The 17,090-nt window shown below is 68.4% G+C and carries 1 protein-coding gene (running past one end of the window); it reads left to right on the forward strand.

Annotated features, from left to right (window positions below):
• Positions 1-17,021: the 3' end of a non-ribosomal peptide synthase/polyketide synthase gene (locus ACPPVO_RS25905; protein WP_426513739.1), read on the forward strand. The gene continues 23,344 nt to the left of window position 1, outside the view; only the last 17,021 of its 40,365 coding nucleotides appear in the window; its start codon lies off the left edge, out of view; the stop codon is at positions 17,019-17,021.
• Positions 17,022-17,090: the final 69 nt, after the last annotated feature.

The following is a 17,090-nucleotide window of genomic DNA, read 5'->3' on the forward strand; positions in this document are numbered from 1 at the left end:
CGCACGGCGGCGTCGTCAACCTTGTGACGCAGCTCGGCCCGGTGCTGCGTGCGGACGGTGTCGTGCTGCAGTTCGCGTCGTTCTCGTTCGACGCGGCCGTGTTCGACCTCGCGTCGGTGCTGTCCTCGGGCGGCACCCTCGTCATCGCCACGGCCGCCGAACGGGCCGAACCCCGTGCATTGGCCGCGCTCGTGCGGCGCACGGGCGTGCAATCGGCGAGTGTCGTACCATCGCTGCTTTCCCAGCTCGACCCCGACGACGTCGCCGGGATCGGGACGTGGGTGCTCGGTGCCGAACGGCTCAGCGCACAGCTCGCCGCACGGTGGGCGCACAGGGTCGGACTGGTCAACACCTACGGCCCGACCGAGGCCACGGTGATGGCCACGGCCGGGCGCGTCGAAGCCGGCGACCCGGCGGCGCCGCCGATCGGCACACCCCTGGGCAATGTGCGCGTGCAGGTCCTGGATCGGTACCTCAACGCCGTGCCGGTCGGCGTGCCGGGCGAGGTCTTCATCGGCGGCGTCGGGCTCGCCCGCGGGTACGCCGGACGACCCGAGCTGACCGCGGAGCGCTTCGTCGCCGACCCGCTGGCCACGGACGGGTCGCGGCTGTACCGTTCCGGCGACGTTGCACGGTGGCGTGCCGACGGTGTGCTCGAGTTCGTCGGCCGTGCGGACGCACAGGTGAAGGTCCGCGGGTTCCGGGTCGAACCGGGCGAGGTTGAGGCCGTGCTGCGCGCACACGACGGCGTCGGGGACGTCGTGGTGGTGGCCGGCGACGGTCGTCTGGTTGCTTATGTGGTACCGGCGGGAGGCGAGTCGCCGGGCGTGGAGCAGCTGCGGGCGTGGGCGTCGGGGCGGCTGCCGGAGTACATGGTGCCGTCAGTGTTCGTGGAGCTGACGTCGCTGCCGTTGAACCGCAACGGCAAGGTCGACCGTGCTGCCCTGCCCGCGCCCGACGGGCGGCAGCTGCGGCTCGGCACCGAGCATGTGGCGCCGGAGGGGCCGGTGCAGGAGCTGCTCGCCGGGATCTGGGGCGAGCTGCTCGGCGTCGCGGAGGTCGGCGCGCGCGACGACTTCTTCGCTCTCGGCGGTCATTCGCTGCTGGCCACCCGTGTCGTGTCACGGATTCGCACGGTGTTCGCGGTCGAGGTACCAGTGGCGGCTGTCTTTGACGCACCGACCGTGGCCGGTCTGAGCGCTGTGGTCGAGGCGGCGGCGCCCGGTGTGTCGGCGCCGCCGATCGTCCCGGCCGGGCGGGACGGCGTACTACCGCTGTCGTACGCACAGCAGCGTCTCTGGTTCCTCGACCGGCTCGAGCCGGGCTCGGTGGATTACGTCATGCCGGTCAGCATCCGGCTGGCCGGCGAGGTGTCTCCGGCCGCTGTCGCCGACGCGCTCGGGCGGCTCGTGGCGCGGCACGAGGTACTGCGGACACGGCTCGTCACCGGGCGGGACGGAAACGCGTTCCAGGTCGTGGACCCCGCCGGGCCGTTCGACCTCCCGGTTGTCGACCTTTCCGCCGCGGACGATCCGGCTGCGGCCGCACGGGCGTGGGTTGTGCGCGACCGGCGGCGCCCGTTCGACCTCGCCGCCGGGCCGCTGTTGCGGGCCACGCTGTTGCGGCTCGGGGATGAGCGCCACGTGCTCGCGCTGGCCATGCATCACGTCGTCGGTGACGAGTGGTCGGCCGGGATTCTGCGGCGGGAGCTCGATGCGTTGTACGCGGGTGTCGAGTTGGCGCCGTTGCCGGTGCAGTACGCGGACTTTGCGGTGTGGCAGCGGCGTTGGTTGACCGGGGATGTGCTGGACCGGCAGGTGGCGTACTGGCGCGGGCGTCTCGATGGCGCGAAGGTGCTGGAGCTGCCGACCGATCGGCCGCGGCCTCCGCAGCGGTCCAGTGCTGGTGCGGCGCTTCGGTTTGTGATCCCGGCTGAGGTGGCGTCGGGTCTGCGTGCGGTAGCGCGTGACGCTGGGGCGTCGATGTTCATGACGGTGTTTGCGGCGTTCAATGTGCTGCTGTCGCGGTACGCCGGTCAGGATGATGTCGTCGTTGGCACGCCGATCGCGAACCGGAACCGTGCTGAGGTTGAAGGTCTGATCGGGTTCTTCGTGAACACGCTGGTGTTGCGCACGGACCTGTCCGGGGATCCGACGTTCGGCGAGCTGCTTGAGCGTGTGCGCACCGAGACGCTTTCCGGGTACGCACACCAGGACGTGCCGTTCGAGTCGCTGGTCGAGGCGCTCGGCGTGCCCCGGGACCGCTCCCGGACGCCGTTGTTCCAGGTGCTGTTCAACTACGCCCGGCTGGACGGAGGCGCGGGCGCGGGCGGCGATGAGGTGTCGGAGGCGCCGGCGCTGTACGACCTGAGTATGACGGTCGGCGAGACTCCTACCGGGCTGGTCGGTGGGGTGCAGTACAGCACGGAGCTGTTCGATGAGTCGACGGTGCGTCGGTTGGTCGGGCACTTTACGTCGCTGTTGTCGGCGTTGGTGCCTGGGACGCGGCTGTCCGAGCTTTCGATGCTGCCTGTGGTTGAGCCGTGGCGTGGTGCTGCGCTTTCCTTGCCGCCGGTCGGAGGTGTGCACGAGCTGTTGCCGGCGTCGTCGTCTTCGGTGGCGGTGCGGGCTGGTGGTTCGTCGTTGACGTTCGCGGAGTTGGATTTGCGGGCGGCGCGGTTCGCGGGCTGGCTTGCTGCGCGGGGTGTGGGTGCCGAATCGGTGGTGGGTCTGCGGTTGCCGCGGGGTGTGGACTTGGTTGTGGCGATGGTGGGTGTGTGGAAGGCCGGTGCTGCGTATCTGGCGCTGGATCCGTCGTATCCGGTTGAGCGGTTGGAGTTCATGGTTGCGGATGCCGGTGTGTCGGTTGTGGTTTCTGAGGTCGAGTATGGGGATCCGTTCACGGCGGTGGCTGTGCATTCGGCACAGGCGGCCTGTGTCATTTACACATCTGGGTCGACGGGTGTGCCAAAAGGCGCGGTTGTGCCGCACAGTGCGCTGTTGGGTGTGCTCGGCGGCTGGTCCGCGACGCACTTCAGCGAGGGCCTGTCGTGGTTGACGTTGGCCAGTGCCAGTTTTGATGTGTTCACGGGTGATGTGGTCCGTGCGCTCGCCGCTGGGGGCACGTTGGTGCTCGGTTCGCCGGGTGCGCAGTTGGATGTCGTGTCGTGGGCGTCGCTGCTGGTTGCGGAGCGGGTGGAGGCGTTCGAGTCTGCGCCGCGGTACGTTGACGAGCTGGTCTCCTACGTTGAGCGGACCGGGTTCGAACTGCCGGATCTGCGTCTGGTCGTGGTGACGACTGATGTGTGGCGGTTGGAGTCGGTGGCCCGTGCGCGGCGGGTGCTAGGGGTGCGGGTGCTGACGGCGTATGGGGTCACGGAGGCTTCCGTTGATTCGACGTTCTGTGAGGTGTTCGGCGATGGGGTGGGGCCGGCGCCGGTTGGTGGGCCGTTGCCTGGGGTTGAGGTGCAGGTGTTGGATGCTGTGCTGCGGCCTGTGCCGTTGGGTGCGGTGGGTGAGCTGTTCGTCGGTGGCGTTGGTGTTACTCGGGGTTATGTGGGTCGGCCGGAGTTGACGGCGGAGCGGTTTGTGGCGGCGGAGGGTGGGTCGCGGTGGTATCGGACTGGGGATCGGGTGCGTCGTGTTGGGGATGCGTTGGAGTTCCTTGGGCGGGCTGACGTCCAGGTGAAGGTGCGGGGGTACCGGATTGAGCCCGGTGAGGTGGAGTTTGCGCTGACCCGGCATCCGGGGATCGACACTGCCGTTGTCGTTGCCGATGAATTCGACCGGCTCGTGGCGTATGTGTTGCCGTCGGTGCCGCCGGTCGATGAGTTGCGGGCGTTCCTGGGGTCGCGGCTGCCCGAGTACATGATTCCCGCGGTGTTTGTGGCTCTGGACGTCCTGCCGTTGACGCCCAACGGGAAGGTCGACCGTGATGCCCTGGCGGGGGTGCGGGCTGAGGTTGGCGGGTTCGAGGCCCCGCGGACAGTGGTCGAAGAACTGCTGGCGGGCGTCTGGGGTGGGTTGCTCGGGGCCGAGCGGGTCGGCGTGTTCGACGACTTCTTCGCACTGGGCGGGCATTCGCTGCTGGCGACGCAGGTGGTCTCGCGGGTACGGGACGTGTTCGGGGTGGAGATCCCGGTGGCGGCCGTGTTCGATGCGCCAACTGTCGCGCGGCTTGCGGCTGTGGTCGATGGCGCCGCGCCTGGCGTACAGGCGCCGCCGATTGTGCCGGTTGGGCGGGATGTGCCGTTGCCGTTGTCGTTTGCGCAGCAGCGGTTGTGGTTCCTTGCGCAGTTGGATTCGGGGTCGGTGGAGTACAACACGCCGTTGCGGATTCGGTTGGGTGGGGGTGTTTCGGTTGGGCGGTTGGCGTCGGCGTTGGGGCGGTTGGTGGAGCGGCATGAGGTGTTGCGTACGCGGTTGGTGGCCGGTGTGGATGGTGTGCCGTATCAGGTAGTGGATCCGCCGGGGGTGTTTGAGCTGCCCGTGGTTGAGGTTGGTTTGGTGGAGGAGGCTCGGGCTTGGTTCGCCGCGGACGCTGCCGTGCCGTTCGACCTCGCCGTCGGGCCGTTGTTCCGGGCGACATTGGTGCGGGTCGGGTCCGACGAGCATGTGCTGGCGTTGGCGATGCATCACGTTGTTGGGGATGAGTGGTCTGAGGGGGTGTTGCGGCGGGAGCTTGAGGCGTTGTATGCGGGGGAGGAGCTTGCGCCGTTGCCGGTGCAGTACGCGGACTTTGCCGCCTGGCAGCGGGCCTGGCTCGCCGGGGACGCGCTCGACGCGCAGCTGGACTACTGGCGGGAGCGGCTCGCCGGCGCGCCTACGCTGGAGCTGCCGACCGATCGGCCGCGACCGGTGCAGCGCTCGGCCGCCGGGGCGATCGTGCGGTTCCCGGTGCCGGCCGAGGTCGTCGAGGGGCTGCGCGCCGTGTCGCGTGTCGCCGGTGGATCGATGTTCATGACGACGCTCGCGGCCGCCGCGGCGCTGTTCGGTCGGTACACGGGCCAGGACGACATCGTGGTCGGCACGCCCGTCGCCAACCGGAACCGGTCCGAGATCGAGGGGCTCATCGGGTATTTCCTCAACACACTGGTACTGCGCACGGACTTGTCCGGTGACCCCACCTTCACCGAACTGCTCGGCCGCGTGCGGGCGGAGAGTCTGGGTGCGTACGCGCACCAGGACCTGCCGTTCGAGCGGCTGGTCGACGAGCTCGACGTCGACCGGGACCGCTCCCGGACCCCGCTGTTCCAGGTGCTGTTCAACTACTCCGCTGGCGATCCGCAGGACCGCGGGGCCGAGGACGTGCTGGACGGGGTGACCGGGCCTTCGCCGATGCCGGTCCGTTTCGACCTGACCGTCTCGCTGGTTGAGTCCGGGTCCGGGCTGGTTGGTGCGGTGCAGTACAGCACGGCATTGTTCGACGATGCCCGGATTGTGCGGTTGATCGGCCACTTCCAGCAGGTCTTGGCTGCGGTGGCGGCGGATGCGGGTCGTCGTCTGTCGCAGGTGCCGTTGCTCAGTGTGGCGGAGGCGGCCGATCTGGCGACCTGGTCTTCTGGTGGCCCGGTTGTGCCCTGGTCCGGTGCTGTGCACGAGTTGGTCGCGGCCCGTGCGGTGGCGACACCGGATGCGGTGGCCGTGCAGTCGCTGAGCTATCGGGAGTTGTGGCGCCGTGCGGCGGGTTTGTCGGCACGGTTGACGGCCCAGGGTGTGGGTACCGAGTCGGTTGTCGGTCTGCGGTTGGACCGGGGTCCGGACTTTGCGGTGGCGGCGTTGGCGGTGTGGCAGGCCGGTGGTGCGTATCTGCCGTTGGACCCGGAACTGCCGTCGGAACGTCTCTCGTACATTCTGGCCGACAGTGGCGCCCAGGTCGTGTTGGACAGTCCGCTGGGTGAGGTCGAACTGTTGGACGCGCCGCCGGTGCCTGTGTCGCCGGCGCAGGCCGCCTACGTCATGTACACCTCGGGGTCGACGGGTCGGCCGAAGGGTGTCACGGTTTCGCACGGCAACCTGGCGTCATTCCTGGGCGCGATGGCTGTGCGTCCCGGCCTCTCTGCGGATGACGTGCTGCTGGCGGTGACGACGTTCGGGTTCGATATCGCCGGTTTGGAGCTGTGGCTGCCCCTGATCCGGGGTGCACGGGTGGTAGTGGCGGACCGGGACGAGGTCCGTGCACCGCACAGGCTGGCCGAGTTGATCGGCGAGCATGGTGTGTCGGTGTTGCAGGCGACCCCGGCGACGTGGCAGATGCTGGTCGAGGACGGCTGGGCGGGTTCCCCGGGGTTGCGGGTGTTGTGTGGTGGTGAGGCGCTGCCTGGGTCGTTGGCGGCGGCGTTGGTGCAGCGGGCCGGGACGGTGTGGAACATGTACGGCCCGACCGAGACGACCGTATGGTCCGCGGTCGATCAGGTCACGGCCGGCGCGCCGGTCACGTTGGGTGTACCGATCGCTGGGACGCGTTGGTATGTGCTGGACGCGTCGTTGCGTGAGGTTCCGGCTGGTGTGGTTGGTGAGTTGTACATCGGTGGTGCTGGTGTGGCCCGCGGGTATCTGGGTCGTCCGGAGCTGACGGCTGAGCGGTTCGTCGCGGACCGGGACGGCACACGGCTCTATCGGACCGGCGATCTGGCACGGTGGCGGTCTGATGGTCGGCCGGAGTTCCTGGGCCGTGCGGATTTCCAGGTGAAGGTGCGCGGGTTCCGGATCGAGCTCGGCGAGGTCGAGGCCGCGATCCGTGACCAGGCGGGTGTGTCGGCGGCCGTGGTGGTGGCCGACGGCTCGCGGCTGGTCGCGTATGTGGTGGGCGAGTGCTCGGTTGATGGGTTGCGGGAGCGGCTGCCGGACTACATGGTGCCGGCCGTGTTTGTGGAGATGACCTCGCTGCCGTTGAACGCGAACGGGAAGGTCGACCGGAAAGCGCTCCCGGCGCCGGACGCGCCTGCGTTGACCGGGGAGTATGTGGCGCCGCGGACGGTGGTTGAGGAGGCGGTTGCCGGCGTCTGGACTGCAGTGCTGGGTGTTGAGCGGGTTGGAGTGTTCGACGACTTCTTTGCGCTTGGTGGGCATTCGTTGCTGGCGACGCGGGTTGTTTCGCGGATCCGCGTTGTGCTGGGGGTTGAGGTACCGGTTGCGGCGTTGTTCGATGCGCCGACGGTGGCCGGCCTGGCGGTTGTTGTTGACACGGCGGGGCCTGGGATTGGCACGGCGGCGATTGTGCCGGTTGGGCGGGACCGTGCGTTGCCGCTGTCGTTCGCACAGCAGCGGCTCTGGTTCCTCGCACAGTTGGATCCCGGGTCGGTGGAGTACAACCTGCCGTCTCGGATTCGGTTCGGTGGGGATGTCTCGGCCGAGGGGCTGGCGGCGGCGCTCACGGCCCTGGTCGCGCGGCATGAGGTGCTGCGGACGCGGCTCGTTGCCGATGCTGATGGCGTGCCGTACCAGATCATCGAGCCGGCGGCGCCGGTGGAGCTCGCCGTCGTTGACGTGTCCGGTGCTGAGGACCCGGACGGGGCGGCACGGGCGTGGTTGGACGCCGATGGTGCGGCGCCGTTCGATCTGAGCGCTGGGCCGCTGTTCCGGGCGACGCTCGTGCGGGTCGGGCCGGACACGCAGGTGTTGTCGCTGGCCATGCACCACGTTGTGGGCGATGAGTGGTCGGCGGGGATTCTCCGGCGCGAGCTCGACGCCTTGTACGAGGGTGCCGTCCTGGAGCCGTTGCCCGTGCAGTATGCGGACTTTGCGGTGTGGCAGCGGCGGTGGCTCACCGGGGAGGTGCTCGCGCGGCAGCTGGGGTTCTGGCGTGACCGGTTGGATGGTGCGCCGGTGCTGGAGCTGCCGGCGGATCGTCAACGTCCGGCGTTGCGGTCGAGTACCGGTGCGGTGATGGAGTTCGCGGTGCCGGCTGGGGTGGCGTCAGGTCTGCGTGCGATGGCGCGTGACGCGGGGGCGTCGATGTTCATGACGGTGTTCGCGGCGTTCAATGTGCTGCTGTCGCGGTACGCCGGTCAGGATGATGTCGTCGTTGGCACGCCGATCGCGAACCGGAACCGTGCCGAGATCGAGGGTCTGATCGGGTTCTTCGTCAACACGTTGGTGCTGCGCACGGACCTGTCCGGTGATCCGACGTTCGCTGAGCTGGTGGGCCGGGTCCGGGCTGGGACGTTGGACGCTTACGCGCATCAGGATGTGCCGTTCGAGCATTTGGTGGATGCGCTCGGGGTGGACCGGGATCGCTCCCGGACCCCGCTGTTCCAGGTGCTCTTCAACTATGCGAACGGTGAGGGGCGGCAACCCGCTGCCCGGAGTGCTGCGGTGTCCATGCCGGTCAAGTTCGACCTCTCGATGACGGTGTTCGAGTTCCCCACCGGGCTGACGGGATCGGTCCAGTTCAGCACGGCGTTGTTCGATGAGGCGCGGATGGTGCGGTTGGTTGGGCATTTCCAGCAGGTGTTGGCGGCCGTGGCGGCGGATCCGGGTCGTCACCTGTCCGAGGTGCCGTTGCTGACCGCGGTCGAGACGGCGGCGTTGGCACGGTGGAATGACACGGTGACTGTGCTGCCCCCGGTCGAGACTGTGCTGGATTTGATCGCGTCCCGGGATCCGGCTGCGGTGGCGGTCCGTGCCGGTGACACAGCGTTGACGTATGGCGAGTTGTGGCAGCGGTCGGCGGATGTGGCCGGCTATCTGCTGGGTTCAGGTGTCGGCCCGGAATCTGTCATCGGGCTTCGGTTTGATCGGGGTGTCGAGTTTGTGGTGGCGGTGCTGGGGGTGTGGCGGGCCGGTGCGGCGTATCTGCCGCTGGATCCGTCGTATCCGGCGGAGCGGCTGGCGTTCATGGTGGCCGATGCTGGCGCGGCTCTGGTCCTCGAACCTGGGTTGGTCATACCCCGGTATGAGGGTGTGCTGCCGGCCGTGCGGGGTGGGCAGGCGGCGTATGTCATCTACACGTCTGGGTCGACGGGTGTGCCGAAGGGTGTGCTGGTGCAGCATGCCGGTGTCGTAAACCTGGTGTCGCAGCTGGGTCCGGTGCTGGGTGCGGACGGTGTGGTGTTGCAGTTCGCGTCGTTCTCGTTCGACGCCGCGGTGTTCGACCTGGCCGCGGTGCTGTCCGCGGGTGGGACGCTGGTGGTGGCTACGGAGGGGGAGCGGGCTGAGCCGTCGGCGTTGCTGGCACGGGCGGGGGTGCGGTCGGCGAGTGTGGTGCCGTCCCTGCTGGCCCAGCTCGACCCGGATGCGGTGGCTGGTGTTGGGACGTGGGTGTTGGGTGCGGAGCGGCTGACCGGGCAGTTGGCGGGTCGGTGGGCCGGTCGGGTGCGGTTGGTGAACACGTACGGTCCGACTGAGGCGACCGTGATGGCGACTGCCGGGCTGGTGGATGCCGGTGTCGAGGTGGCGCCGCCGATTGGGGCGCCGCTGGGTAATGTGCAGGTGCATGTGCTGGATGCTGCGTTGCGTCCTGTGCCGGTTGGTGTGCCGGGTGAGATGTACATCGGTGGTGTTGGTCTGGCACGGGGGTATGTCGGGCGTCCCGAGTTGACTGCGGAACGGTTCATTGCTGGGCCTAACGGGTCGCGGCTGTATCGGTCCGGGGATGTTGCACGGTGGCGGGCTGATGGGGTGCTCGAGTTCGTTGGCCGTGCCGATGACCAGGTGAAGGTGCGCGGGTTCCGGGTCGAGCCCGGTGAGGTTGAGGCCGTGCTGCGGGGCCACGACGGGGTTCGGGATGTTGTGGTGATTGCCGACGATGGGCGGCTGGTGGCGTATGTCGTGCCGGCCGGATCTGCGGCGCTGGTCGTGGAGGAGTTGCGCGGGTTTGTGGGGGCCCGGGTGCCGGAGTACATGGTGCCGTCGGTCTTCGTTGAGCTGGCGGCGTTGCCGTTGAACCGGAACGGGAAGGTCGATCGGCAGGCGCTGGACGGGGTGCAGTTGCCGGTCGGGGGCGTGTATGTGGCGCCGATCGGGCCAGTGCAGGAGGTGCTGGCCGGGGTGTGGGGTGAGTTGCTCGGCGTTGAGCGGGTCGGGGCGTCCGATGACTTCTTTGCGCTCGGTGGGCATTCGCTGCTGGCTACACAGGTCGTGTCGCGGGTGCGGAGTGTGTTCGGGGTTGAGGTACCAGTCGCCGCAGTGTTTGATTCGCCTACCGTCGCCGGGTTGAGCGCGGTTGTTGAGGGAGCTGTGCGGGGGCCGGGCGCGCCGGCGATTGTGCCGGTGTCGCGGGAGCAGCGGCTGCCGTTGTCGTTCGCACAACAGCGGCTGTGGTTCCTCGATCAGCTGGAGCCGTGCTCGGTCGAGTACAACATGCCCACTCGGATTCGGCTCCGTGGTGAGGTCGATCCGGCGGCGGTCGCGGCGGCGCTGGGTGGGCTGGTGGCGCGGCATGAGGTACTGCGGACGCGGCTGGTGGCCGGCCCCGACGGGGTGCCCATGCAGGTGGTGGACGCGCCGGCGGACTTTGAGCTGCCTCTGGTGGACCTGTCCGCGGGTGGTGTCGAGGAGTGGCTTGCCGACGATGCGGTTGTGCCGTTCGACCTGGCGGCCGGGCCGCTGTTCCGGGCCACGCTGCTGCGGCTCGCTCCGGACGAGCATGTGCTTGCGCTGGCGATGCATCACATCGTCGGTGACGAGTGGTCGGCCGGGATTCTGCGCCGGGAGCTCGATGCGTTGTACGCCGGCGTCGAGCTGGAGCCGTTGGCCGTGCAGTACGCGGACTTTGCGGTGTGGCAACGCACGTGGCTCACCGGGGAGGTGCTCGAGCGGCAGGTGGCGTACTGGCGCGGGCGTCTCGGGGGCGCGAAGGTGCTGGAGCTGCCGACCGATCGGCCGCGGCCGCCGGTTCGCTCGAGCGCCGGGGCGGTCATCGACTTCGCGGTGCCGGCCGAGGTCGCCGATCGGCTGCGGGCCGTGTCCCGTGAGGCCGGGGCTTCGATGTTCATGACCGTGTTCGCGGCGTTCAACGTTTTGTTGTCGCGGTACGCCGGTCAGGATGACGTCGTCGTCGGCACGCCGATCGCGAACCGGAACCGTGCCGAGATCGAGGGGCTGATCGGGTTCTTCATCAATACGTTGGTACTCCGCACGGACCTTTCCGGTGACCCGACGTTCGGCCAGCTGCTTGAGCGTGTGCGCACCGATACGCTTTCCGGGTACGCGCACCAGGACGTGCCGTTCGAGCGGCTGGTCGACGAGCTGGTCACCGACCGGGACCGCTCCCGGTCGCCGCTGTTCCAGGTGCTGTTCAACTACGCGCGCATCGACGGCCCTGGAGTGGTCAACGAAGACGTTTCTGAGGCGCCGGCACTGTACGACCTCACCGTCATCGTCGGTGAGACGCCTACTGGGCTGGTCGGCGGCGTGCAGTACAGCACCGAGTTGTTCGACGTTTCGACGATCCGCCGGTTGATCGGGCACTTTACGTCGTTGCTGTCGGCGCTGGTGCCTGGGGCGCGGCTGTCCGAACTGGCGATGCTGCCGGTGGTCGAGTCCTGGCGTGGCGCTGAGCTCGACCGGCCGCCGGTTGCCGGAGTTCACGAGCTGGTGGCCGGGTTCGCGGTGTCGACGCCGGCGGCGGTGGCGGTGCGGGCTGGTGGTTCGTCGTTGACGTTCGCGGAGCTGGACTCGCGGGCGGCGCGGTTCGCGGGCTGGCTCGCCACACGGGGTGTGGGTGCCGAATCGGTGGTGGGTCTGCGGTTGCCGCGGGGTGTGGACTTGGTTGTGGCGATGGTGGGTGTGTGGAAGGCCGGCGCGGCGTATCTGGCGCTGGATCCGTCGTATCCGGTTGAGCGGTTGGAGTTCATGGTTGCGGATGCCGGGGTGTCGGTTGTGGTCTCTGCGGTTGAGTATGGGGATCCGTTCACGGCGGTGGCTGTGCATTCGGCACAGGCGGCCTGTGTCATTTACACATCTGGGTCGACGGGTGTGCCAAAAGGCGCGGTTGTGCCGCACAGTGCGCTGTTGGGTGTACTCGGGGGCTGGTCTGGGACGCACTTCACGCAGGGTCTGTCGTGGCTGACCCTGGCCAGTGCCAGTTTTGATGTGTTCACGGGTGATGTGGTGCGGTCGCTCGCTGCGGGCGGCGCCCTGGTGTTCGGTGAGCCTGGGGCGCAGTTGGATGTGGTGTCGTGGGCGTCGCTGTTGGTTGCGGAGCGGGTGGAGGCGTTTGAGTCGGCGCCGCGGTATGTGGATGAGTTGGTCTCCTACGTTGAGCGGACCGGGTTTGAGTTGCCGGATCTGCGTCTGGTGGTGGTGACCACGGATGTGTGGCGGCTCGAGTCGGTGGCCCGTGCGCAGCGTGTGCTCGGGGTGCGGGTGCTCACGGCGTATGGGGTCACGGAGGCTTCCGTTGATTCGACGTTCTGTGAGGTGTTCGGCGATGGGGTGGGGCCGGCGCCGGTTGGTGGGCCGTTGCCTGGGGTTGAGGTGCAGGTGTTGGATGCTGTGCTGCGGCCTGTGCCGTTGGGTGCGGTGGGTGAGCTGTTCGTCGGTGGCGTTGGTGTTACTCGGGGTTATGTGGGTCGGCCGGAGTTGACGGCGGAGCGGTTTGTGGCGGCGCCTGGTGGGTCGCGGTGGTATCGGACCGGGGATCGGGTGCGTCGGGTTGGGGATGCGTTGGAGTTCCTTGGGCGGGCTGACGTCCAGGTGAAGGTGCGTGGGTATCGGATTGAGCCGGGTGAGGTGGAGTTTGCGCTGACCCGGCATCCGGGGATCGACGCTGCCGTGGTGGTTGCCGATGAGCTGGATCGGTTGGTGGCGTTTGTGGTGCCGGCTGTGCCGCCGGTTGAGGAGTTGCGGGCGTTCCTTGGGGTGCGGCTGCCTGAGTACATGATTCCTGCGGTGTTTGTGGCGCTGGATGTGCTGCCGTTGACGCCGAACGGGAAGGTTGATCGGGGGGCGTTGGCGGGGGTGCGGGCCGAGGTTGGTGGCTTCGTGGCGCCGCGGACCTTGGCGGAGGAGTTGCTCGCCGGGGTATGGGGGGAGCTGCTCGGCGTGGAGCGGGTTGGGGTGCACGACGACTTCTTTGCGCTCGGTGGGCACTCGCTCCTCGCCACGCAGGTTGTGTCGCGGATCCGCAATGTGCTGGCCGTTGAGGTACCCGTTGCGGCGGTATTCGATGCGCCTACCGTGGCGCGGCTTGCGGCGGTCATTGAGGCGGGGGCTCCCGGGGTGCAGGCCCCACCGATTGTGCCGGTTGGGCGGGATGTGCCGTTGCCGTTGTCGTTTGCGCAGCAGCGGTTGTGGTTCCTTGCGCAGTTGGATGCGGGGTCGGTGGAGTACAACACGCCGTTGCGGATTCGGTTGGGTGGGGGTGTTTCGGTTGGGCGGTTGGCGTCGGCGTTGGGGCGGTTGGTGGAGCGGCATGAGGTGTTGCGTACGCGGTTGGTCGCAGGTGCTGATGGTGTGCCGTATCAGGTAGTGGATCCGCCGGCGGTTTTCGAGTTGCCGGTGGTTGATGTGGATTCGGTGGAAGAGGCTCGGGCTTGGCTGGCCGCGGATGGGGTGGTGCCGTTCGATCTTGCGGTTGGGCCGTTGTTCCGGGCGACGTTGGTGCGGATCGGGTCCGACGAGCATGTGCTGGCGTTGGCGATGCATCACGTTGTTGGGGATGAGTGGTCTGAGGGGGTGTTGCGGCGGGAGCTTGAGGCGTTGTATGCGGGGGAGGATCTCGCGCCGTTGCCGGTGCAGTACGCGGACTTTGCCGCCTGGCAGCGGGCCTGGCTCGCCGGGGACGTGCTCGAGGGGCATCTCGATTACTGGCGCGGGCGGCTCGCCGGGGCGCCGACGCTCGACCTGCCGACCGACCACCCGCGGCCGGCGGTGCGGTCCTCGGACGGTGCGGTGATCGAGTTCGCGATGCCGGACGACGTCGTGGCGGCGCTGCGGGCCGTTTCCCGGGACAGCGGGGCGTCCATGTTCATGACGCTGTTCAGCCTGTACGCGATGTTGCTCGCCCGGTACTCCGGGCAGGACGACGTCGTGGTCGGCACGCCGATCGCGAACAGGAACCGTGCCGAGATCGAGGGTCTGATCGGGTACTTCATCAACACGCTGGTACTCCGCACGGACTTGTCTGGCGATCCTACGTTCGCGGAGTTGCTCAGCCGTGTGCGGCGCACAGCCTTGGAGGCGTTCGCGCACCAGGATGTGCCGTTCGAGCGGCTGGTGGACGAGCTGGTCACGGACCGGGACCGCTCCCGGACGCCGCTGTTCCAGGTCCTGTTCAACTACTTCAATGACGGCGACGGCAACGCCACGGTCGGCGGCGAGCTGCGCGAGGTCACCGCGAAGTTTGACCTGCGGCTGATCGTGTCCGAGCGGGGTGATGGTCTGGTCGGTGCGTTCCATTACGCGACGAGGTTGTTCGACGAGTCGACGATCCGCCGGTTGATTGGGCATTTCCAGGAGTTGCTGGCGGCGGTGGCCCGGGATGCGACTGTGCGGCTGTCTGAGGTGGGGCTGGGCACGGCTGAGCTGACCGACTGGAACGACACGGCGGCCGATCTGCCGGCTGTGTCGGGTGTCCATGAGTTGGTGCACGCGTCGGATGCGACCGCGGTGGTGGCTGGTGGCGAGTCGTGGACGTTCGCGGAGATTGTGAGTCGGGCGAATCGTCTGGCGCATCTGTTGCGTTCGGTGGGTGTGGGCCCGGAGTCGGTGGTCGGTCTGGCGACCGACGCAGGTGCCGACTTCGTCGTCTCGGTGTTGGCCGTGTGGGCGGCGGGCGGTGCGTATGTCACGTTGGATGGTTCCCAGCCGGCGCAGCGTTCGGCGTTCATGCTGGCTGAGGCGGGTGTGTCGGTCCTGGTCGGCTCGGCGGACGCGATCGGTGATCTGCCGGTCGGCCGGTTGCGGACCGTGCTGCTGGATGACCCGCTGTTGCAGACCGTGCCTGACACGGCCCTGGGCACGGTGGTGTCGCATCTGGACCGGGTCGCGTACGTGATGTTCACATCCGGTTCCACCGGCCGCCCGAAGGCTGTGCAGGTAACCCACCGCGGCCTGCTCAATTACGTCACGGGTGTGCCGTCCCGGTTGGGCATCGGTGAGCCGGGCCGGTCGTATGCACTGTTGCAGCCGCCGACGACGGACTTCGGCAACACGATGCTGTTCACGGCGTTGACGACCGGCGGATGTCTGCATTTCGTCGACCCGGCGATCGTCACCGACCCGGACCTGGTCGACGCCTACCTGACCGAGCATGCGATCGACTACGTGAAGATCGTCCCGTCGCATCTGCTGGGTCTGGGTGTGTCGCGGGTCCGGCCGGCCCGGGCGTTGATCCTGGGCGGTGAAGCCACCCCCGTCGAGGTGGCTCGGGAGCTGGTCGGTCGTGCCGCCAACCACTACGGGCCGACCGAGACGACGGTTGGTGTGGCGACCGTGCGGCTCACGGATGAGGTGCTGCACGGCACGGTCGTGCCGATCGGTGCGCCACTGCCGAACATCCGCCTGCATGTGCTGGACCGGTCGCTGCGGCCCGTGCCGGTTGGTGTGCGCGGCGAGCTCTATGTGGGTGGTGCGGGGTTGGCCCGCGGGTATCGGGGCCGGCCAGAACAGACTGCGGAACGGTTTGTGGCGGCCGAGGGTGGGCAGCGGCTGTATCGGACCGGGGATGTCGTCGTGCGGCGCCCGGATGGGCTGATTGCGTTCCTGGGCCGTGCGGATGATCAGGTGAAGGTTCGTGGGTATCGGATCGAGCCCGGTGAGGTCCAGGCGGCGCTCCTCGCGCATCCGGCTGTCACGGCCGCGGTTGTGGTTGCTGACGGGCAGCGGCTCGTCGGGTATCTGGTGCCCTCTGATGAGATGCCGTCGGTTGGTTCTCTGCGGGCATTCCTCGCTGGGCGGCTGCCGGAGCAGATGATTCCGGCCGTTTTTGTTGAGCTCACCGCCATTCCGCTCACCGCCAATGGGAAGCTCGATCGCAGTGCGCTCCCCGCGCCGGATCAGAGTCGGCCCGAACTTGAGCGTGCGTTCGTTGCTCCGCGTAATGCGGCCGAAGAGCTCCTCGCCGGGATTTGGCGCGACGTGCTCGGGGTTGAGCGCGTCGGGGTGCATGACAACTTCTTTGAGCTCGGCGGGCACTCGCTGCTCGCCACGCAGCTTGTGGCGCGCGTCCGGGGGATTGGGCGGGAGCTCAGTGTCGGGGACCTCTTTGACCGGCCCACCGTTGCGGGGCTGGCGCCGCTCGTTGGGGATCTCGGCGAAGTGTGGCGGCCCCGCTGTGCGGTCGAGATCCGGCGGGGTGGCGATGGGCCGCCGCTGTTCATTGTTCACTCCGGGACCGGTGGCATTACCGACTACACGGCGCTGGCCGGGCACCTCGATGACGGGCAGCGTGTTATCGGGCTGCAGTCGCTCGGGTTTGCCGAGGGTGAGGAGCCGCTGGTCACGGTCGAGGAGATGGCGGCGGCGTACCTGGAGGAGGTGCGGCGGATTCAGCCGGACGGGCCGTACCTCTTCGCCGGGTGGTCCATGGGTGGCTATGTCGCACTCGAGATGGCTCGGCAATGTGAGGGTAATGCCGAGGTGTTTCTCGTTGGGCCGCCGTACCTGCCGTTGCGTCGTCGGCGGGAGATGCGTGAGGAGCGTAAGAATCTCACTCGGCTCGTGCGTGAGCTTGATGCGGCGATTGCGGAAGGGCGGCCGCTCCGGTCGTGGGCCGAGGGGATGATGCTGCGGGTTTGGAACCTCGAGGAGGACGGTGCCGCGGCGGTTCGGGCCGGGGACCCGGCGCAGCTGCGTGCCGGGCGGGTGCTGGTGCTCAATGGGATGGCTGGAGTGCGGTACCGGATCGGGCTGTTGCGTCGGCAGGTTCGGCATGACGGCCGGGTGGTGTTGTTCATGCCGCGGGAGGATGAGGCGGAGCTGTACCGGGGCACGCTGCAGCAGTGGTTGGCCACCGTGCCGGAGACGGCCGAGGTGGTTGAGGCGCCCGGCACTCACTTCACGTTGATCCGGGGCGATGAGGGGCCCCGCTTCGCCGGCCGCCGGCTCGCCGAGGAGTTGGCCGCCCGCCGCCGTTAGCGAGCCGGTGAGCGGACGCCGGCAGTGGGCCGGTCGGGCGCGGCCGTCAGCGAGCGGTGAGTGGGCGGG

The organism is Dactylosporangium sp. McL0621, assembly GCF_049995355.1.
Taxonomy (GTDB): Bacteria; Actinomycetota; Actinomycetes; order Mycobacteriales; family Micromonosporaceae; genus Dactylosporangium.